This is a genomic window from Streptomyces sp. NPDC030798 (genome assembly GCF_055572275.1).
Genome location: NZ_JBVIDR010000011.1, coordinates 79642 through 100043 on the forward strand (window position 1 = coordinate 79642; position 20402 = coordinate 100043).

General features: G+C 72.5%; 18 protein-coding genes. 6 read left to right on the forward strand and 12 right to left on the reverse strand.

All coding sequences use genetic code 11. The features are described from left to right. Window positions 1-194 precede the first annotated feature (194 nt). Window positions 195-1580, reverse strand: a complete 1386-nt coding sequence (locus ACZ404_RS24670) for a transcriptional regulator (protein ID WP_468443341.1) — start codon at window positions 1578-1580, stop codon at window positions 195-197. A gap of 260 nt (window positions 1581-1840) precedes the next feature. Here ACZ404_RS24670 and ACZ404_RS24675 point away from each other — a divergent pair, with 260 nt between their 5' ends. From ACZ404_RS24675 to ACZ404_RS24685, 3 genes are read left to right on the forward strand one after another with little or no spacing between them, the layout of a single operon-like run. Then, on the forward strand, window positions 1841-2494 hold the full coding sequence (locus ACZ404_RS24675) for a bifunctional DNA primase/polymerase (RefSeq protein WP_468443343.1): 654 nt from the start codon (window positions 1841-1843) through the stop codon (window positions 2492-2494). A 46-nt stretch (window positions 2495-2540) separates the two neighbouring features. Next, window positions 2541-3317 carry an ABC transporter ATP-binding protein gene (locus ACZ404_RS24680; RefSeq protein WP_468443345.1) on the forward strand — a complete coding sequence of 259 codons (777 nt, stop codon included), beginning with the start codon at window positions 2541-2543 and terminating at the stop codon, window positions 3315-3317. Then, window positions 3314-4900: a transporter gene (locus tag ACZ404_RS24685; protein WP_468443347.1), complete on the forward strand. Its 1587-nt coding sequence runs from the start codon at window positions 3314-3316 to the stop codon at window positions 4898-4900. The genes ACZ404_RS24680 and ACZ404_RS24685 overlap by 4 nt, the downstream gene beginning before the upstream one ends. Window positions 4901-4951: 51 nt before the next feature. On the opposite strand, the gene ACZ404_RS24690 is transcribed toward ACZ404_RS24685, so the two are convergent. Beyond that, window positions 4952-5812 (reverse strand): alpha/beta fold hydrolase, encoded by an 861-nt coding sequence (locus ACZ404_RS24690; RefSeq protein ID WP_468443349.1) that lies wholly within the window; start codon window positions 5810-5812, stop codon window positions 4952-4954. A gap of 317 nt (window positions 5813-6129) precedes the next feature. Beyond that, a complete protein-coding gene (locus ACZ404_RS24695; RefSeq protein ID WP_468443351.1) occupies window positions 6130-6822 on the reverse strand; it encodes a metal-dependent transcriptional regulator in 693 nt (230 codons plus the stop codon). 225 nt (window positions 6823-7047) lie between these two features. Between ACZ404_RS24695 and ACZ404_RS24700 the strand changes: the two genes are divergently transcribed. Then, window positions 7048-7803, forward strand: a complete 756-nt coding sequence (locus tag ACZ404_RS24700) for an SIS domain-containing protein (protein ID WP_468443352.1) — start codon at window positions 7048-7050, stop codon at window positions 7801-7803. A 34-nt stretch (window positions 7804-7837) separates the two neighbouring features. On the opposite strand, the gene ACZ404_RS24705 is transcribed toward ACZ404_RS24700, so the two are convergent. Together ACZ404_RS24705 and ACZ404_RS24710 are read right to left on the reverse strand one after the other, a co-directional pair. Further along, window positions 7838-9250, reverse strand: coding sequence for a PAS domain-containing protein (locus ACZ404_RS24705; protein ID WP_468443354.1), 1413 nt, complete (start codon window positions 9248-9250; stop codon window positions 7838-7840). A 113-nt stretch (window positions 9251-9363) separates the two neighbouring features. Then, entirely contained in the window at window positions 9364-9819 is a 456-nt protein-coding gene (locus ACZ404_RS24710; protein WP_468443356.1) for a GNAT family N-acetyltransferase, read from the reverse strand. A 217-nt stretch (window positions 9820-10036) separates the two neighbouring features. Between ACZ404_RS24710 and ACZ404_RS24715 the strand changes: the two genes are divergently transcribed. Further along, a complete protein-coding gene (locus tag ACZ404_RS24715; RefSeq protein WP_468443358.1) occupies window positions 10037-11029 on the forward strand; it encodes an RRXRR domain-containing protein in 993 nt (330 codons plus the stop codon). Window positions 11030-11220: 191 nt separating this feature from the next. On the opposite strand, the gene pdxH is transcribed toward ACZ404_RS24715, so the two are convergent. After that, window positions 11221-11907, reverse strand: a complete 687-nt coding sequence (gene pdxH / locus ACZ404_RS24720) for a pyridoxamine 5'-phosphate oxidase (RefSeq protein ID WP_468443360.1) — start codon at window positions 11905-11907, stop codon at window positions 11221-11223. A gap of 166 nt (window positions 11908-12073) precedes the next feature. On the opposite strand from pdxH, the gene ACZ404_RS24725 reads away from it, so the two are divergent. After that, entirely contained in the window at window positions 12074-13174 is a 1101-nt protein-coding gene (locus ACZ404_RS24725) for a citrate synthase 2 (protein WP_468443362.1), read from the forward strand. A 57-nt stretch (window positions 13175-13231) separates the two neighbouring features. Here ACZ404_RS24725 and ACZ404_RS24730 read toward each other — a convergent pair whose 3' ends face one another. The 6 genes from ACZ404_RS24730 to ACZ404_RS24755 form a co-directional block, all read right to left on the reverse strand. Beyond that, a complete protein-coding gene (locus ACZ404_RS24730; RefSeq protein ID WP_468443364.1) occupies window positions 13232-14257 on the reverse strand; it encodes an isopenicillin N synthase family dioxygenase in 1026 nt (341 codons plus the stop codon). Between the two features lie 201 nt (window positions 14258-14458). Then, entirely contained in the window at window positions 14459-15067 is a 609-nt protein-coding gene (locus tag ACZ404_RS24735) for a TetR/AcrR family transcriptional regulator (RefSeq protein WP_468443366.1), read from the reverse strand. Next, a complete protein-coding gene (locus ACZ404_RS24740) occupies window positions 15055-15792 on the reverse strand; it encodes an enoyl-CoA hydratase family protein (protein WP_468443368.1) in 738 nt (245 codons plus the stop codon). The genes ACZ404_RS24735 and ACZ404_RS24740 overlap by 13 nt, the downstream gene beginning before the upstream one ends. Beyond that, complete coding sequence (locus ACZ404_RS24745) at window positions 15789-17360, reverse strand: 4-coumarate--CoA ligase family protein (RefSeq protein WP_468443370.1); 1572 nt, start codon at window positions 17358-17360, stop codon at window positions 15789-15791. Before ACZ404_RS24745 ends, ACZ404_RS24740 begins: the two co-directional genes overlap by 4 nt. Before the next feature lie 25 nt (window positions 17361-17385). Further along, window positions 17386-18546, reverse strand: a complete 1161-nt coding sequence (locus tag ACZ404_RS24750) for an acyl-CoA dehydrogenase family protein (RefSeq protein ID WP_468443372.1) — start codon at window positions 18544-18546, stop codon at window positions 17386-17388. Window positions 18547-18553: 7 nt separating this feature from the next. Continuing rightward, window positions 18554-20401 (reverse strand): acetyl/propionyl/methylcrotonyl-CoA carboxylase subunit alpha, encoded by a 1848-nt coding sequence (locus tag ACZ404_RS24755; RefSeq protein ID WP_468443374.1) that lies wholly within the window; start codon window positions 20399-20401, stop codon window positions 18554-18556. Between the last annotated feature and the right edge of the window lies 1 nt (window position 20402).

A 20402-nucleotide genomic window follows, 5' to 3' on the forward strand; every position in this document is an offset into this window, starting at 1 on the left:
CCTACGAATGGGGGACCTTGTGAATCGTCGGCTCACGCTACCGGGTCCCCCGAGCCGGGTGCCACGCAGCTCGGATCGCGGCCCTTTCTCCTGTGACGGCGGTAACAGAGCCGCCCCGCGGCGCGCTGTACACGCCAACCGCCGCGTCCCGGTGCGGCGTTTGCCTGGCGTTCACGCGACCGCGGGGCCGGTGTTCACGCGGCCTGTTGCAGGTCCAGCCGGGCTCCGAACTCCCTGACGACCGCCTCCTCCCGGAAGGGTTCCAGGCGCTGCTGGAGGTCCTCCAGGTACTCCGCGCCCCGGTTGGAGCGCAGGGTCTCGAGCAGTTCCACCGCCTTCATGCCGGTGCTGCAGGCCTGCTCGATCTCGCGCTGCTGCACCTGGGCCGTGGCGAGCAGCACATAGCCGATGGCCCGGCGCCGGGCCCGGGTCTCGGGGTGCCCGGCCAGCGACTGCTCGGCGCACCGGGCCGCCGCCTCGGCCTGCCCCAGGTCCCGGTGGCAGTGCGCCAGCTCGTCCGCCAGATACGCCTCGTCGAAGTGCGTGATCCAGGCCGGGTCGTCCCCGGAGGCGGCGTCCGCGTGCTCCATCGCCTCGACCGCCCGCCCGGAGGCCGCCTGGGCCGCCCGGGCGTCACCGAGCAGGGCGTGGCCACGGGCCTCGGCGGCGTGGAACATCGCCTCCGCGCGCGGGGTCACCCGCCCCCGTGTGCCCTCCTGCGCCGCTCGTGCCAACTGCGCGATCTCGCGCGGGTTGCCGAGCTGGGCGGCGAGGTGGCTCATGGAGGCGGCCAGGACGTAGCCGCCGTAGCCGCGGTCGCCGGCCGCCTGCGCGAGCCGCAGCGACTGGATGTAGTACCGCTGGGCGAGGCCCGGTTGCCCGGTGTCCACCGCCATGTACCCGGCCAGCTCGGTCAACCTGGCGACCGTGGCGAACAGTTCCCGGCCGACCGCCTCCCGGTAGGAGCCGGCGAGCAGCCCGGAGACGACACTGTTCAGGTAGTGCACGACGACCGGGCGGACGTGCCCGCTGCCGTACTGGTGGTCGAGGTCCGTGAGCGCCTGGGTCATGGACCGTACGGCCGCCACGTCGGACATGCCGACGCGCGGCCCCGCCTGCCGTGCCACCTGCGCGTCCGGCGCCGAGATCAGCCAGTCGCGGCTGGGCTCGACCAGCGCGGAGGCGGCGACGGAGGAGCCGGACAGGAAGTCCCGGCGCCCCACGTCGCTGCGCCACAGCTCGCAGACCTGCTCGATGGCCCCCAGTACGGTCGGCGAGAACTGGAGACCGACGCCCGAGGCGAGGTTCTTGCCGTTGGCCATGCCGATCTCGTCGATCGTGACGGTACGGCCGAGCTTGCGCCCGAGCGCCTCCGCGATGATCGCCGGGGCCCGGCCCCGCGGCTGCTGACCGCGCAGCCAGCGGGCCACGGACGTCTTGTCGTAGCGCAGGTCGAGACCGTGCTCGGCCCCGCACATGTTGACCCGCCGGGCCAGCCCGGCGTTCGAGCACCCCGCTTCCTGGATGAGCGCCTGCAGCCGTTCGTTCGGCTGCCTCGCCACGAGAGGTCTTGCCGCCATGCGCTACCCCCTGCGAACCCCTGGATCAGTCGATCAGTTCCGGAAGATCACTGCCCAGCTGACATACCGTCAATGCGTGACATGTGCGGTTTGCCGGGGTAACGGCTGATGCCACCCCACCCCTGGCTACCCAGCCCAGACCCGCCTTCCTCCTGCGCGCCCCCGGATGTGCACCCATGCGCCCCGGCTGCCGAATCGATGCTCCTCCCCCGCGCGCGCCCCGGCCGTAACCCGAGGTGAGTGCGGGAGTTGAGTGGAGCGTGGAAGAGACGATCGCGGGAACCAAAGCACCCCAGATTCCGCAGCAGCGCGGGGAGTCGCTGCTGGAAACCGCCGTGCGCTACGCCGAGGAGCGGCACTGGGACGTGGTCCCGGGCACCTGGCTGGAAGCCGTCGACGGGGCGCAGCGCTGCTCGTGCGGCGATGCCACCTGCCCAGCGCCGGGTGCGCACCCCGCGCGCCCCGACTGGGCGACGCAGGCGACCGGCAGCGCGACCGTGGCCCGGCGGATGTGGCAGCAGCAGCCGACGGCGTCGATTCTGCTGCCGACGGGGCGTACCTTCGACGCGCTGTCGGTCCCGGAGAGCGCGGGGTTCCTGGCGCTGGCCCGCATGGAGCGGATGGAGCTGACGCTGGGGCCGGTGACCCTGACCCCGGACCGGCGCATGCACTTCTTCGTCCTTCCGGGGGCCGCGGCGAAGCTCCCCGAGCTGGTGCGCAAGCTCGGCTGGTCGCCGGCCTCGCTGGACCTCGTACTGCTGGGCGAGGGCGCCTACGTGGCCGCTCCCCCGACCCGGTTCGCCTCGCGCGGGGCCGTGCAGTGGGCCTGCCGGCCCACGCCCGCGAACCGGTGGCTGCCGGACGCGGAGGAGTTGATCTCACCGCTCGCCTACGCCTGCGGCCGGGACCGCTGACGCCCACCCGTCCCCCCTGGCCGGTCCCGCCCCGTAGCCTTCAGGCATGACCGAAGCTGCAGTGTGCGTGCGGGGGCTCTGGAAGCGGTTCGGGCAGCAAGTCGCTGTCGGGGGAATTGATCTGGAGCTGCCCGCCGGGAAGTTCATCGGGCTGGTCGGACCCAACGGGGCGGGCAAGACGACGACCCTGTCCATGGTGACCGGGTTGCTGCGGCCCGACGAGGGCACCGTTTCGGTCGTCGGCCACGACGTGTGGCGGGACCCGGTGGCCGTCAAGGCACGGATCGGCGTGCTCCCCGAGGGACTGCGGCTGTTCGAGCGGCTGTCGGGGCGGGAACTGCTCGGGTACTCGGGACGGCTGCGCGGGCTGCCCGCAGCGGAGGTCGACAAGCGGACGACCCAGCTCCTGGACGTGCTCGACCTCGCCGGGGCCCAGCACAAGCTCGTCGTCGACTACTCGACCGGCATGCGCAAGAAGATCGGACTCGCGGCCGCTCTCCTCCACAACCCCGAAGTCCTCTTCCTCGACGAGCCCTTCGAGGGCGTCGACCCGGTGTCCGCGCAGACCATCCGGGGCGTGCTCGAGCGCTACACCGCCTCCGGTGCCACCGTCGTCTTCTCCTCCCACGTCATGGAGCTGGTCGAGTCGCTGTGCGACTGGGTCGCGGTGATGGCGGCCGGCCGCATCCGGGCCACCGGAACCCTGGCCGAGGTGCGCGGGGACCACCCCACCCTGCAGGCGGCCTTCCTGGAACTCGTCGGGGCACGCGGCCGGGACACCGGCTCCGACCTGGACTGGCTGGGCGGCGGGGCGGCCCGATGACACGCCTGACCTCCACCGTCGTACGACTGAAACTGTCGCTGCTGCGCAACGGACTGCGCCAGTCCACGGGCCGCCGGGCCGCGTTCGTCGCCTCCGCCGTCGTCGCCCTCCTCTTCGCCGCACTGCAGCTCCTGGGCTTCGTGGCGCTGCGCGGCCACGCCCACGCCGAGGCCGTCGCCGTACCGGGCACGGCCGTGCTGGCGCTCGGCTGGGCGGTGATGCCGCTGTTCTTCCCGACCGGCGACGAGACCCTGGACCCGACCCGGCTGGTCATGCTGCCACTGCGCCCCCGGCCGCTCGTCCGGGCCCTGCTCGCGGCCTCCCTGGTCGGCATCGGCCCCCTGTTCACCCTGCTGGTGCTGGCCGGGTGCGCGCTCTGCGTCGCCCACGGCGGCGCCGGCTTCGCCGTCGCCGTCCTCTCCGTCGTCCTCGCCCTGCTGGTCTGCGTGGCCCTCGCGCGGGCCGTCGCCGCCGCCAACGTACGGCTGCTGACCAGCAGGAAGGGCCGCGATCTCGCCGTCCTGAGCGGACTGGTGATCGCGATCGGCGCCCAGCTCGTCAACTTCGGCGCCCAGCGGCTCGGTTCGGCCGGCCTCGGGCAACTGCAGCCGGTCGCCGACGTGCTGTCCTGGGTGCCACCCGCCTCGGCGATCGGCGCCGTCCGGGCGGCGAGCGAGGGATCGTACGCCGTCGCGGGCGCCCAACTGCTGGTGTCCGTGGCCGCACTCGCGGTTCTGGTCGCGCTGTGGGCGCGCAGCCTGACCCGGCTGATGACCTCGCCCGACGGCTCCACCCTGCAGGCCGCCGACGCCACGACCCGGGACCGCGCCCCCGGGGCCTTCAGGCGGCTGCTGCCGGACGGACGCACGGGCACGGTCATGGAGCGCACCCTGCGCTACGTCTGGCGCGACCCGAAGACCAAGGCCGCCTGGGTCACCTCGCTGGCCATCGGACTGATCGTGCCGGTGTTCAACGCCGTGCAGGGCACCGGATCCCTCTACTTCGCCTGCTTCGCCGCCGGCATGCTCGGCATCCAGATGTACAACCAGTTCGGGCAGGACACCTCCGCCTTCTGGATGGTGGCCCTGACCATCTCCTCACCCCGGGACGCCTACGAGGAGCTGCGCGGCCGGGCCCTGGCCCTGCTGACCATCACCCTGCCCTACGCCACCCTCGTGACCGTCGTGACCACCGCCCTGCTCGGCGCCTGGGCCCGGTTGCCCGAGGTGCTCGGCCTCTCCCTGGCCCTGCTCGGTGCGATGCTGGCCACCGGCGCGTGGACCTCGGCCCGCTTCCCCTACTCGATCCCGCAGGAGGGCCACAAGAACGTCGCCCCCGGCCAGGCCGGCCTCGCCTGGATCTCCATCTTCGGCGGCATGGTCTCGGCGGCCCTGCTGTGCTCACCCGTCATCGCGGCGACGATCTGGCTCAACGTGAGCGCCGGCGGGGACACCTGGACCTGGCTCCTCCTCCCGGCCGGCGCCGCCTACGGCGCGACCCTCACCTGGCTGGGCCTGCACCTGGCGGCCCCACGAACAGCGTCCCGCCTCCCGGAGATACTGACGGCGGTGAGCAAGGGCTGAGCGGCCCGGAGGAACTCACCGGCGTGGGCAAGTCCGACTCCACAGGGCCCCTCAGGCCCCGAACACCCCCTCGAGAAACGGCTCCACGACCCGCCGCCAGGCCACCGGCTGGTCCCCGTGCACCAGATGCCCCGCCTCGGCCACCTCCGCGTACTCCCCGCGCGGCAGCACGCGCACCATCTCCTGCGCCTCCGCCCGCCCCAGCTCGCCGTCCAGCCCCCGCACCACCAGCGCGGGGCACCGGACCTGGGCCAGCTCCTCCCAGTGCGCGTCGTACACCCAGCTCTCCCGGGTCCGCAGCATCTGCTCCTGCTCGAAGACGGGCCGCCAGCCGTCCGCTGCCTCGTGCATCACCTCGGCGTAGAAATCCCCGCGGGAGGGGCTCGGCCGCTCCAGCCGGGGATCGTCCTCGCCGAACCACTTGCGCACCTCGGCGAGGGTGGCGAAGGGGACGGGCCAGGAGCGGAACCAGTCGGCCCACTCCCGCTGGGACGCCGTACCGAGCGCGGAGGCCCGCATGTCACTGATGACCAGGCCACGCACCAGATCGGGGCGTTTCGCGGCGAGCTGCCAGGCGGTCAGGGCGCCCATGGCGTGGCCGATGAGGACGGCGGGGGCGAGGCCCAGCTGCTCGAGCGCGGCCTCGGCGTCCTCGACGTAGGCCTCGCGGGTGAAGGCGGCCCCCGGGGGCTTCTCGCTCTGGCCGTGGCCGCGCTGGTCGAGCGCGACGGCGCGGTACCGCTCGGCGAGCCAGCGGCAGGTGGACGCCCAGTGCGAGGCGCGGCCCATCAGGCCGTGGAGTAACAGCACGCCCGGGGCGCCGGGCTCCGCCTCCGGTTTGGGAGGGTCCGCGAACTCCCAGGCGGCCAGGCGCACCCCGCCCGCTCCCGCCACATCGATACGCCGTGCCATCGGCCTGGCACCCCCCAGCTCCGCCCGCCTCGTACCGGTGTACTGCCCTTGTCGCCGTCGTGCCGTGGTACTGCCCCCGCAGCCTACCCAACGTTCTCGAATGCATTTTCGAAAATGGGGTCTCTGCGGGCAACACCCCTCATTCGAGTGACACCCCTCAAGGAATGATCGCCGCCGCCGAGGGGATCTCTTCTGGCGGGAGGCGGACCGCTCGGGGAAAAACGGTCCGAGGGGGACTGACCCTGAGAGCTCGGGGCTCCGGGTCAGTGCAGGGGAGGACAGGCCCCGGCGCCACCAGGCGCCGGGGCCCTCTCACGTCAGCGCTTGGCCACGAACACGTGCGAGGCGATGTCCGCCTCCAGCTCGGCCGCCTCACCGCCGCTGCCCACCAGCACCCCGCCGGCCGACTCCGTCACGCTCACCACCGAGCCGGGCTGCACGCCCGCCCGGCGCAGCGTGTACATCAGCTGGGCGTCGGTCTGGATCGGCTCGCCGATCCGGCGCACGACGACCGTCTTGCCGTCCGAACCCGGGTCCAGGTCCGCCAGCGAGACCATGCCCTCGTCCAGGAACGGATCGGCCCCGTCCTTCTCGCCCAGCTCCTCCAGGCCCGGGATCGGGTTGCCGTACGGCGACTCGGTGGGGTGCCGCAGCAGCTCCAGCACCCGGCGCTCCACGGCCTCGCTCATCACGTGCTCCCAGCGACACGCCTCCGCGTGCACCTGCTCCCACTCCAGGCCGATCACGTCGACCAGGAGACACTCGGCCAGGCGGTGCTTGCGCATCACGCGCGTGGCCAGCCGGCGGCCCTCGTCCGTCAGCTCCAGGTGCCGGTCGCTGGCCACCGACACCAGACCGTCGCGCTCCATCCGCGCCACCGTCTGGCTCACCGTCGGCCCGCTCTGGTCCAGCCGCTCCGCGATGCGGGCGCGCATGGGGACGACGCCTTCCTCTTCGAGCTCGAGGATGGTGCGGAGATACATCTCCGTGGTGTCGATCAGTCCGGACATACGTGCCCCTCGATTACCTCTGCCGGAACCTCGCCCGGCGGTGTGCGCTGGCCCTGACTTCAATTCTGCCGGATACCACTGACAACCGTGCGACACCAAAAAAACAGGGGTGCGCACCGGCGTCGTCCTCGGCGGGCACCGGGGCGCCACGGCGCAGGGCCTTGACACCGCATTGGTCCAGACCGCACGGTGATCCGCGACACAGACGCTGCGAAGGGGCACCGCATGAGCGACGGCACGCCTGCCGACCTGTTCTTCGACGCCGCCCTCACCCTCCTGCACCGGGTCAGGGAGGAAGAGGCCGAGGCCATCACCACCGCCGCAACCCTGCTCGCCGACACGGTCGCGGCCGGCGGCCGCCTGTTCGCCTTCGGCGCCGGACACTCCTCCCTGCCCGCCCAGGACGTCGTCTACCGCGCCGGCGGACTCGCCCTGATGAACCTCCTCACCGTCCCCGGAGTCGTCGGCGTCGACGTCACCCCCGCCACCCTCGGCTCCGCCCTCGAACGCGTGGACGGCCTCGCCACCGCCGTCCTCGGCACCTCCCCCCTCCGCGCCGGCGACGCCCTCGTCATCATCTCCCTCTCCGGCCGCAACGCCCTCCCCGTCGAAATGGCCCTCACCGCCCGCGCCCGCGGCATCAAGGTCATCGGCGTGACCTCGGTCGCGTACGCCGCGCAGACCACCTCCCGCCGCACCACGGGCACCTTCCTGAAGGACCACTGCGACGTCGTACTCGACTCCAAGATCGCCGTGGGCGACGCGGAACTCACCCTCGACACCATCCCGGCCCCCTTCGCACCGGCCTCCACGGTGGTCACCGCCGCCCTGATGCAGGCCGTCATGGCCACCACCGCCGCCACCCTCGCCGACCGCGGCATCGAACCCCCGCTGCTGCGCTCCGGCAACGTCGACGGCGGCCACGACTGGAACGACCGGATCATGGAGCAGTACGGCGACCGGATCTTCTACCGGCACTGAACCGGATCCTCCAGCGGCATCGACCGGCCGGGACTCACTCCCCCGGCCGCTCCCGCACCGCGTCCGCCAGGTCCAGCGCCGCCGCGATCCGCACCGCCACGTCCTCCGCGTACGCCGCGTCCGCCCGCTCGAAGCGACTGCGCCCGGCCCCGCGCAGAAAGGTCACCACGCCCAGCGTCCGCCCCCGGCTGCGCAGCACCGCGCACAGCGCGTGCACCACGTCGCCGGGCCACTGCCGCTCCAGCGCCCACTCCCGCGCCCGCTCGGCCGACACCGCCCCCGCGTCCGCCCGCACGGCACCCGCCCGCGCCACGCACTGCAGCGCCGGATGCCCCTCCCCGTAGCGCAGCGGCAGCCCCGCCGCACCCGTGACCAAACTGGGCCCCGGCGCCCCGGCGGGCGTCGCGGCGAGCCGCACCAGCCGGACGGGACCCGACGCCTCGTCACCCTCCGCGCGCGGGGCGCCCACCACCCTGTCCAGCAGGGCGTGGTCGGCGAAACCGGCCAGCGCGAAGTCCAGATGCACGGTGGCCGCCTCCGCCGGATCCTCGCACTCGGCGGCGGCACGCGCCGCCCGGTGCAACTGGTTCGTACGGAACCGCAGCAGCGCCCCCTCCTGCTCCCCCTGCTTGCCCTCGGTGACGTCCACGAACAACCAGGCTACCCCGAGCGGCACCGGCTCCTCCGCGAGCGGCGAGGCCAGCCGCACGAAACCACTGCGCCAGCACCGCCGCTTCTCACCCTCGGCCGTACGCACCGTCACCCACATCTCGGCCGGCGCCGGCGGCGCCCCCTCCGCCAGCACATGGGTCAGCGCGCCCTCCAGCTCCTCCACACCCTGCGCCAGCAGCTCCCCGAGCGGCCGCCCCAGCGCGGACGTGCGCCCGATGCCCAGCGCCCGCGCCGCATGCGCGTTGACGACGGCGGGCCGCAGATCCGCGTCCACGAGGACGACCCCCCACGACGCGTCCTCGAACAGCGCCTCGCTGAGCGCGATCGACCGCTCCAGATCGATCTGCGCGTGCACCTCGCTGAACGCGCAGTACAGCCCCGCCGGCTTCCCGTCGGGCCCGCGCACGGCCGCCGACTGCGTCCGCACCAGCACCCGACCGCCGTCCTTGGTGACCAGCGCGAACTCGTGCACCTGACGGCCGGGCGCGTGCATGGCCGCCATCAGCCGCCCCTGCACCTCCTCCGCGTCGGCACTGCGCACCGCCCACCCCGCGAACCCGTGCCGCCCCACCGCCTCGGCCGCCGTCCAGCCGAGAATCCGCTCGGCCTCCCGGTTCCAGTGCGTGACGACCCCGTCGGCGTCGAAGGCGCACAACGCCGCGTCCATGCCGTCCAGCAGCGCGGCGAGCAGATCCGAACCGCCGGACTCCTCGGGACCGTCGGGTTCGTCCGGCCCCAGCTCGTCGGTGGTCCCACTCCGCCGGGAAGCACTCACCTGGACCCCCTGAGGCTGCGTCGGCGCACGTACGGCGCTCGGTTCGCTCACTGGCCTTTCATTCAACTGGAACGTGACACAGCACACATCCTGTTCCCGCAAGATTGCGGGAATCAATGCCCGGCCCCGGCCCCCAGCCGCAGGTCGACCCACTCGTCCGTCTCGCCGTCCAGCACATACCGGTCGACCTCCACGAACCCCCGCCGCTCGGCGAACCGGAGCCCGTCCTCGTTCACGGCCAGCACACACGTCTCGACCACGGCGGCCCCCATCTCCCGCGCCCGGGCCAGCCCGTTCTCGTACAGCGCCGCCCCGAACCCGCGCCCCCGGAACTCCGGCAGCACCCGGGCGATCACCGTCGCCACGTCCCCCTCCCCACCCGGCGGCCGCACCGTGGAACACCCCACCAGCACATCCCCGAGATAGGCGTTCTCCAGCCGATACCGCCCCGCCCGCTCCCGCACCTCCTCCACGGACATCGCAGCGGGCGGCACGATCACGTTGTGCACGTACCGCCACTGCTCGAGCATGTCGTCGCCGTCGACGGGCTTGATACGAAGATCAGTCACATCGAGCACCTTTACCATCAAGGCCGCTCACGCGTTCGGGAGATGCGAGGGTTTCGCAACTCTGGGCGACTTTCAGGCTGATCAAGGGGCCCGCCAGGTCGCAGTTCACTAGCTTCCCCTTCACACGAGAAGGGAGGTCACTCGCTCCGGGACACAGCGCCGTCCGTCGAGTGACCAGCCCCAGTCATCACGATCAACAGATCAGGGAGGTGCCCCGATGACTACGTTTCCCGCAGGCGAGCAGACCCACCAGGCTGTGCTTCCTCAGCAGCCTGCTCTGGAATCCGTGAGAGCAGACACCCCCGGGAGCAGGGACGAAACGGCTCACGGACACCCCGCCACCGCGCGGGGCGCCGGCGGGGAACATGGGCGAGGGGAGACCGACGGGCACGGCACCGGATCCCGTCGGCGTCACGCCAAACGCGCTGCTCAGGCAGCGAAGGCGGCAGAGAACGGGAGCGGTGACGCTCCTCAGGGCCAGTCCCGGCACACAGGCGGAACGGGCGACGGCAGGGTCTTCGTCCTCTCCAAGGACGCACGACCACTCATGCCCTGCCATCCCGCCCGCGCCCGCGAACTCCTTCGCAAGGGCAGAGCTGCGGTCGCGCGCCAGGTGCCCTTCACGATCCGGCTGAAGGACCGCACCCTGGCCGGCTCGGAAGTCCAGGGCGTGCAGTTACGCATCGACCCCGGCTCCCAGGGGACCGGGATCGCCCTCACCGACGAGAAGAAGGAAACCACCGAAGACGGTCGTGCAGTCACGGTCCGACGCGGGCTCGTCTCCGTCGAGCTCCAACATCGAGGCGCGCAGATCCAGACCTCCATGCGGCAACGCGCGGGCTACCGGCACAGACGACGTTCGGCCAACTGCCGCTACCGCGCACCCCGGGTGGCGGGCTCGCACGAAGCAGCACTTCGGATACGTGACCGGAGACCTCGTGCGCGCAGACGTGCCCTCGGGCAAGTGGAAAGGCACCTGGGTCGGGCGCATCTCCGTTCGGGCAAGGGGACAGCACAGCCTCACCGCGGCCGCCGGCCGGATCAGCGTCTCTCACTGGCATCTGCGGCTACTCCAGCGGGGCGACGGATACGGCTACGACGTCCGGCCGGAAGCCACTCCTGCAGCATCTTCGAAAAACAGTTGAGTCTGCTCCGACTGCTTCTTAGGCTGAGGCCACGTGTGAAAGGAGGTGATCCGGTACATGAGTGAAACCCGGACGCGCGAGGTGGCTGCGGGCTAGCGGCTCGTCACCACACTCTGTGCGGTGCCGGACCAGCGTGTGCGAGAAACACGCAGCCGGCCCAATCCAACGCAGTCACCCGACCCGCGGGCTGCCGGTACGTCCGGCCGGCTCCTCCTTGAGGAACCCAGCCCGCGGGTCGTCTGCGTTTTCGGGGCGGTCAGGGGCTCAGGCGCTCGACCGTCCAGGTGCCGTCCGCCTGGGCGACGTAGCGCAGGCGGTCGTGGAGGCGGTTCTCGCGGCCCTGCCAGAATTCGACCGTCTCCGGGACGATGCGGTAGCCGCCCCAGTGGGGTGGGACCGGGACCTGTTCACCCTCGGGGTAGCGGGCCTCGAGGTCGGCCTGGGCCGTGTCCAGGTCGGCGCGGGAGGCGATGACGCAGGACTGCGCGCTGGCCCAGGCGCCCAGCTGGGAGCCGTGCGGGCGGGTCCGGAAGTAGGCGGCGGTCTCCTCGCGGGTGGTGCGGCGGGCGACGCCGGTGACGATGACCTGGCGGGCGATGGGGTGCCAGGGGAAGAGCAGCGAGACGTGCGGGTTGACCGCCAGGTCGCGGCCCTTGCGGGAGTCGTAGTTGGTGTAGAAGACGAAGCCCTCGCTGTCGAACTGCTTCATCAGGACCGTGCGCGAACTGGGGCGGCCGGAGGCGTCCGCCGTGGAGACGACCATCGCGTTGGGCTCGTAGAGCGTGCCGTGCAGGGCCGCCCGTGCGGCGTCCTCGAACCAGCCGGCGAACTGGTCCATGGGGTGGGTGGCGAGGTCCTTCTCGTCCAGTCCTGCCGCCCGGTACTGCTTGCGCATGGCGGCGGGGTCCAGGAGGGGGTCGAGGCTGGCGTCGCTGTCGGTCACGCGGTCATCCTGCCGTATCGAACGCGCATGGCACTCAGTGTCGTATGGGCTCCCCAACTGTGGCACTCGGGGTTATCGTGCTGGTTCCGCTGCGGTTTGGGTGACCACCGGCCCATCGGGGCATCACCGGGGTGACCGCCGCCGACACTTCACGAGGAGCCGCCTGATGTCCGACTTCGTACCCGGGCTCGAAGGGGTCGTCGCGTTCGAGACGGAGATCGCCGAACCGGACAAGGAGGGCGGCGCCCTGCGCTATCGGGGCGTCGACATCGAGGATCTGGTCGGGCACGTCTCCTTCGGGAACGTGTGGGGGCTGCTGGTGGACGGCGCCTTCAACCCCGGTCTGCCGCCCGCCGAGCCGTTCCCGATCCCGGTGCACTCCGGCGACATCCGCGTCGACGTGCAGTCCGCGCTGGCCATGCTGGCCCCGGTGTGGGGGCTGAAACCGCTGCTCGACATCGACGCGGCGCAGGCCCGCGAGGACCTGGCGCGCGCCGCTGTCATGGCGTTGTCGTACGTCGCGCAGTCCGCGCGCGGGCAGGGGCTGCCGATGGTGCCGCAGCGGGAGATCGACAAGGCGGGTTCCGTGGTCGAGCGGTTCATGATCCGGTGGCGGGGCGAGCCGGACCCGAAGCATGTCGCGGCCGTCGACGCGTACTGGACGTCGGCCGCCGAGCACGGCATGAACGCCTCGACGTTCACCGCGCGGGTCATCGCCTCGACCGGCGCGGACGTGGCCGCCGCGCTGTCGGGTGCGGTGGGTGCCATGTCGGGGCCGCTGCACGGCGGTGCGCCCTCGCGTGTGCTCGGCATGATCGAGGAGATCGAGCGCACCGGGGACGCGGAGGCCTACGTCAAACGGGCCCTGGACCGGGGTGAGCGGCTGATGGGCTTCGGGCACCGGGTGTACCGGGCCGAGGATCCGCGGGCGCGGGTGCTGCGGCGTACGGCACGGGAGCTGGGGGCTCCGCGGTTCGAGATCGCGGAGGCGTTGGAGAAGGCGGCGCTGGAGGAGCTGCACAATCGGCGGCCGGACCGGGTGCTGGCGACCAACGTGGAGTTCTGGGCGGCGATCATGCTGGACTTCGCCGAGGTGCCGGCGCACATGTTCACGTCGATGTTCACGTGTGCTCGGACCGCGGGGTGGTCGGCGCACATTCTGGAGCAGAAGCGGACGGGGAGGCTGGTGCGGCCTTCGGCCCGGTATGTGGGGCCCGGGGCGCGGCGGCCCGAGGAGATCGCGGGGTTCGCGGACATCGCCCACTGACAGGCACCGAGGGGCGCGTGGGAGGCGGATGCGGCCCACGCGCCCCTCGGTGTGTCCTCACGCCGGTGTCAGCAGCGCGCTGTGGTGCTTCTCCGCCACCAGGGGGTGGGCCCTGAGCTTGCCCTTGAGTTCGTTGTAGCCGTACTCGGCGTGGAGCGGGTTGGTCGGGTCGGTGGTGATGCCGGGGGCGTGGGGCGCGTGGGGGAAGGGGAGGGGTTCGACCCTGGCGTCCAGGCGGGGGTTGTAGAAGAACGGGACGGAGAAGCGTTCCGTTGCTCCGGGCGGGCTGACGACGCGGTGGTTGGTGGCGATCAGGTAGCCGTTGGTCGCCACCTCCAGGAGTTCGCCGAGGTTGACGACGAAGGCGCCGTCGAGGGGCGGTACGTGGTGGAAGTGGCCGTCCTCGCGCTGGACCTGGAGGCCGCCGACGGTGTCCTGCAGGAGCAGGGTGAGGAAGCCGTAGTCCTTGTGGGCGCCGACGCCCTGGTCGGTGCCGTCGTCCGCGCTGCCGGGGTAGCGGACGAGTTTGAGGTGCGGGTGGGCGTGGGGGCCGAAGATCGGGTCGTAGAAGTCGGCGGGGGCGCCGATGGCGGTGAGGAGTTCGTGCAGGAGGCGCTCGGCGACCGTGCTGAGCCGGTCGATCCAGGCGAGGGCCGCGGTGCGGAGTCCGGGGAGGGCGGCGGGCCACTGGTTGGGGCCTTGGAGCCACCAGTAGGGGGGCTCGCCGGGGGCGGGGACGCGGGCGGGGCGTTCGGCGCCTATGTCGAGCTGGTCGCGCCAGTCGCGGGCGCCGGCGGTGCGTTCGTCGCCGGTGCGGGTGTAGCCGCGGAAGTGCGGGGAGTTGATGTTGTCGAGGGCGAGCCGGTCGGCCTCGGGGAGGGTGAAGAAGGCGCGCATGGCGGTGAGCAGCGCGTCGGTCTCGGCCGGGGTGACGCCGTGTCCGGTGAGTTGGAAGAAGCCGACGTCGTGGGCGGCGCTGTGCAGCTGGGCGTGGAGGAGGGTGCGGGCCTGGGGGCCGCGGTCGGCGGCCGAGAGGTCGATGACGGGGAGCTGGTCGTACGACATCGCTGTGTGCGTGGTCATGGTGCGTCCGCGGGGTGTACGGGGCACGGGTGGCCGCCGAGGGGTGGGGGCGGCCCCCGGGTGCTGGAGAGAGCAGGGGGCTGGGTCAGGCGGACGGGCGCCGACAGCCCATGCTCGTGACGCGCACGTAGTCCACGTGGCGGCGGCGGACGAGCAGCAGAGGCATGGGGCCAAGGGTAACGCGCCCCCGCGGTGGCGTTCTCAGCCGAGCGCGTCGTCCAGGAGGGCGGCCCACTGGGCGACGACGCGGGCGCGGCGGGTGGTGTCGTCGGTGAGGAGGTTGGCGAGGCCGAGGCCGCGGGCCATGTCCAGGAGGCCCTGGACGGTTTCGCGGGCGCCGGGGCGGGTCTCGTCGGCGCCGAGCAGGTCGACGGCGATGCGGTGGGTCTCGCGGCCGACGCGGGCCTCAAGTTCGGTGACCCGGCCGCGCAGCTGGTCCTCGTTGGAGGCGGCGACCCACAGGTGCAGGGCGGCGCGGAAGAGGGGCCCGGTGTAGAGGTCGACGAGGGCGGAGACGACGGCGGTGCGGTCGGCGGGCCCGTCGGGGAAGAGGGCGCGCAGGGCGGTGGAGCGCTCTTCGGCGACGTATTCGACGGCGGCGGTGAAGAGGTCCTCGCGGGTGGGGAAGTGGTGCTGGGCGGCGCCGCGGGAGACGCCGGCGCGTTCGGCGACGACGGCGACCGTGGAGCCTGCCCAGCCGTGTTCGGCGAGGCAGGCCACGGCGGCCTCCAGGAGCCGCTGCCGGGTGGCCCGGCTGCGGTCCTGCTTGGGTACGCGGTCGCGTTCCGCCGTCGTACTCACACCACCCATGCCGCATCCCGTCTTTCCAGGAAGGCCGTCATCCCCTCCCGGGCGTGGGCGGAGGAGAACAGCCGGGCCGAGAGCGCGGTCAGGTGGGCCGCGTCCCGGTCGAACGTCTCCAGCACCCTAGCCGTGAGCAGCTGTTTCGTCTCGGTCAGGGCGTGCGGGCAGGAGCGGCGCAGGCCGTCGAGGATGGGGGCGAGGGCGTCGTCGACGTCGTCGGCGGTGGTGGTGAGCAGGCCGAGGCGTACGGCTTCGACGGCATCGAAGCGTTCGCCGGTGAGGTAGTAGCGGGCGAGGGTGCGGGGGTCGGTGCGCGGGAGCACCGGGAGGGAGATGACGGCGGGGGCGACGCCGATGCGGACCTCGGTGAAGGCGAAGGTGGCGTCGGCGGAGGCGGCGGCGATGTCGCAGGCGGCGAGGAGGCCGAGGCCGCCGGCGCGGACGTGGCCGGTGATCCGGGCGACGACGGGCCGGGGCAGCTCGACGATCTGCCGGAGCAGGCGGACCAGGGCGTCGGGGTGGGGCGGGTCGCGCAGGTCGGCGCCGGCGCAGAAGGTGGTGCCGGTGTGGGTGAGGACGACGGCCCGTACGTCGGGGTCCTCGGCGCAGTCGGTCAGCGCGGCGGCGAGTTCGGCGACGAGGGGTGCGGAGAGGGCGTTGCGGGTGGCGGTGGCGTCGAGGCTGAGGGTGTCGACGCCGCGCGCGCGTGTGCGGGTGATGAGGGGGGTCATGGGTGCTCCCTGAGCTGTCGGCGCAGGATCTTGCCGGAGGCGGCGCGGGGGACGGTGTCGAGGAAGGTGACCCGGCGGACGCGTTTGTAGGGGGCGACGCGTTCGGCGACGTAGAGCATGATCTCGTTCTCGGTGAGGTCGTCGCTGCCGGTGGGCCGGCGGACGACGAAGGCGTGCGGGATCTCGTTGCCGTCGTCGTTGCGGGTGCCGATGACGGCGGCGTCGGCGATGCCGGGGTGGGTGAGGAGGAGGGCCTCGAGTTCGGCGGGGGCGACCTGGAAGCCCTTGTACTTGATGAGTTCCTTGACCCGGTCGACGACGAAGAGCCAGCCGTCGGGGTCGACGTGGCCGACGTCGCCGGTGTGCAGCCAGCCGTCGGCGTCGATCATGGCGGCGGTGGCGTCGGGGCGGCCGAGGTAGCCCTTCATCACCTGGGGGCCGCGGATGAGGATCTCGCCGGGTTCGCCGGTGCCGAGGTCCTTGTCGGGGTCGTCGAGGGAGACGATGCGCATCTCGGTGCCGGCGATGAGGCGGCCCACGGTGCCGGCGGGTGCCCGGTGGAGGGTGTCGAGGGGGACGACGTGGGTGCCGGGGGACAGTTCGGTCATGCCGTAGGCCTGGCCGATGGGGGGCAGGCCGAGGCGTTCGGCGCAGGCGGCGGCGAGCCGGGCGTCCAGGGGTGCGGCGGCGCTGATGACGTACTTCAGGGAGGTCAGGTCGTAGCGGGTGACCGCGGGGTGCTTGGCGAGGGCGAGGACGATCGGCGGGGCGACGTACAGGCCGGTGATGCGGTGGGTCTCGATGGCGGCGAGGAAGGTCTCGAGGTCGAAGCGGGGCAGCACGACGACGGTGGCGCCCTTGCGCAGGGGCGCGTTCATCAGGGCGGTGAGGCCGTAGATGTGGAAGAAGGGCAGCACGGCGAGGATGCGGTCACCGGGTCCGGCGGGCACGGCGGGTTCGAGTTGGGCGAGGTTGGTGGCGATCTGCCGGTGGGTGAGCATGACGCCCTTGGGGATGCCGGTGGTGCCGGAGGAGTAGGGCAGGGCGGCGATGTCCTCGGCCGGGTCGAAGGCGATTGCCGGTTCGGGGGCGGTGGTGGCGAGCAGGTCGATGAGGGAGCGGTGTCCGGGGGCGTGGTCGCAGACGAATATCTCCCGTATGCCGCCGGCGAGTTCGGCGGCCCGGCGGGCGGGCCCCAGCAGGGGGGAGACGGTGACGATCCAGCGGGCGTCGCTGTCGCGGAGCTGCCCCGCGCATTCCTCGGGTGTGGCGAGGGGGTGCACGGTGGTGACGGAGGCGCCCGCGCGGGTGGCCGCGTAGAAGGCGGTCGGGAAGGCGATGGTGTTGGGGCTGTGCAGGGCGAGGACGTCGCCCTTGCGGACTCCTGCGTCGGCGAGCGCGGCGGCGAGGCGCCGGTGGAACCGGTCGATCTGTTCGTACGTGAGGGTGGTGCCGTCCGTGCCGTCGACGAGGGCGGGCCGTTCGCCGAACTCGGCGGCCCGGCCGAGGACGGCCTCGTGGATGGGGAGGTCTACGGGCGGGACGTCTGCGTACGCGCTGCGGAACACGGTTCCTCCAAGCGGCTACGGCGGCCTAGTAGGACTTGGGCAGGCCCAGGGTCTGGTGGGAGACGTAGTTGAGAATCATCTCCCGGCTCACCGGAGCGATACGAGCCACGCGCGCGGCCGTTATCAGCGAGGCGAGTCCGAACTCGCGGGTGAGGCCGTTGCCGCCGAGGGTGTGCACGGCCTGGTCGACGGCCTTCACGCAGGCCTCGCCGGCCGCGTACTTGGCCATGTTGGCGGCTTCTCCGGCGCCGACGTCGTCGCCGGTGTCGTAGAGGTGGGCGGCTTTCTGCATCATCAGCCGGGCCAGTTCGAGGTCGATGTGGGCCTGGGCGAGGGGGTGCGCGATGGCCTGGTGGGCGCCGATGGGTACCTTCCAGACGGTGCGGTCGCGGGCGTATCCGATGGCCTTGGCGAGGGCGTGGCGGCCCATGCCGATCGCGAAGGCGGCCGTCATGATGCGCTCGGGGTTGAGTCCGGCGAAGAGTTGCAGCAGGCCGGCGTCCTCGTCGCCGACGAGCGCGTCGGCGGGCAGGCGTACGTCGTCCAGGACCAGCTCGAACTGCTTCTCGGCGGCGTTGAGTTCCATGTCGATGCGGTGCCGTGCGAAGCCTTCGGCGTCGCGGTCCACGATGAACAGGCAGGGCTTGAGGGTGCCGGTGCGGGCGTCTTCGGTGCGGCCGACGACGAGGGTGGCGTCCGCCTGGTCCACGCCGGAGACGAAGACCTTGCGGCCGGTGAGGAGCCAGTCGGCGCCGTCGCGGCGGGCGGTGGTGGTGATGCGGTGGGAGTTGGAGCCGGCGTCGGGTTCGGTGATGCCGAAGGCCATCGTGCGGGTGCCGTCGGCGAGGCCGGGGAGCCAGGTGCGCTTCTGTTCCTCGGTGCCGAAGCGGGAGATCACCGTGCCGCAGATGGCGGGTGAGACGACGAGCATGAGGAGGGGGGTACCGGCGGCGCCCAACTCTTCGAGGACGATGGAGAGTTCGGTGATGCCGCCGCCTCCGCCGCCGTACTCCTGAGGCAGATTGACGCCGAGGTAGCCGAGTTTGCCGGCCTCGGACCAGAGTTCGGTGGGGTGGCGGCCCTCGGCGATGGTGCGGGTGATGTAGTCGCGGCCGTAGCGGTTGCCGAGGGCGGCGACGGCGGCTCGGAGGGCCTTGTGTTCCTCGGATTCGATGACGGGAGTCATGGGGCTCCTAAGAAGGGGTTTCCTGCACTACGGCGAGCAAGGTGCCGGGCTCCACCTGCTGCCCGGTCCTGGCGTACAGAGCGTGGAGCGTGCCGGTGACCGGGGCCGTGATCCGGTGCTGCATCTTCATCGCCTCCAGCCAGATCAGTGGCCGGCCGGCCTCGACGGCGGTCCCCTCGGTGAGGCCGTCGGCGATGCGTACGACCGTGCCGGGCATCGGGGCCAGCAGGGAGCCCGGGGCGAGCTGGGCGGTGGGGTCGGGGAAGCGGGGCAGGGCGGTCAGGCGGGTGGTGTTGACATGGATCTGGTCGCCGTAGCGCGTGACGTGGAACGTGCGCCGGACGCCGTCCGCTTCGAGGACGACCAGCCCCGCGTCGGCGTGCACGACCCGGACGCCGTCGGCGGTGAGGCCCTGCCGGGTGTGCCGGTAGCGGACCTCGTGCTCCTCCCCCGCCATCTCGTACCGCTTGACCTGCGGCTGCGACGGCAGGTTGCGCCAGCCGCCGAAGCGGGAGCGGCCGTGGGCGTCGGCGAGGGCGGCGGCGAGCGGGGCGTACGGGTCGGGGGCGGGGGCGGTGAGGGCGGTCAGGTGGCGGTCGTAGAAGCCGGTGTCCATGCGGCCGCTCGCGAACTCCTCGTGCCGCAGGGAGCGTACGAGCAGGTCGCGGTTGGTGACCGGGCCGTGGAGCCGGGTGCGTTCCAGCGCGCCGGCGAGTCTGCGCAGCGCCTCCGCGCGCGTGGGGGCGTGGGCGACGACCTTGGCGAGCATCGGGTCGTAGTGGACGCCGATGGTGTCGCCGTCGGTGTAGCCGGTGTCGAGGCGGACGCCGGACGGTACGGCGAGGCGGTGCAGGGTGCCGGTCTGGGGGGCCCAGTCGCGGGCGGGGTCCTCGGCGTAGAGGCGGGCCTCGACGGCGTGGCCGCGCGGGCGGGGCGGGTCCACGGGGAGGGCGTGGCCCTCGGCGATGCGGATCTGCTCGGCGACGAGGTCGATGCCGAAGACCTCTTCGGTGACGGGGTGTTCGACCTGGAGGCGGGTGTTCATCTCCAGGAAGTGGGCGCGGCCGTCGGCGACGAGGAACTCGACGGTGCCGGCGCCGACGTAGGAGACGGAGCGGGCGGCGCGGACGGCCAGCGTGCGCAGTTCGTCCTCGAGTCCTTGGGAGAGGCCCGGTGCGGGGGCCTCCTCGATGACCTTCTGGTGGCGGCGCTGGAGGGAGCAGTCGCGGGTGCCGAGGGGCCAGACGGTGCCGTGGGCGTCGGCGAGGATCTGCACCTCGACGTGGCGGCCGTGTTCGAGGTACGGCTCGACGAACACCTCGCCGTCGCCGAAGGCGCTCGTGGCCTCGGCGCGTGCGCTCTCCAGGGCGGCGTGCAGCTCTTCCAGGCGGCGCACGATCCGCATCCCGCGCCCTCCGCCGCCGGCGGCGGCCTTCACCAGCACGGGCAGGTCGTCCGCGGTGACGTCGGTGAGGGGCTCGAGCCCCATCAGCCGCTTCGCGCGGGTCTTGGACGCCATCGCCTCGACGGCCTCCGGGGGCGGGCCGATCCAGATCAGGCCGGCGTCGAGGACGGCGCGGGCGAAGCCGGGGTTCTCGGAGAGGAAGCCGTAGCCGGGGTGCACGGCGTCCGCGCCGGCCGCCAGGGCGGCCTTCACGACGAGGTCGCCGCGCAGGTACGTCTCGGCGGGTGTCGCGCCCGGCAGGCGTACCGCCGTGTCGGCCATGCGCGCGTGGAGCGCGTTCTCGTCGGGGTCCGAGTGCACGGCGACCGTCCGGATTCCCAGCTCACCGCAGGTGCGGGCGATGCGGCAGGCGATCTCGCCGCGATTGGCCACCAGAACGGAAGTAATCATG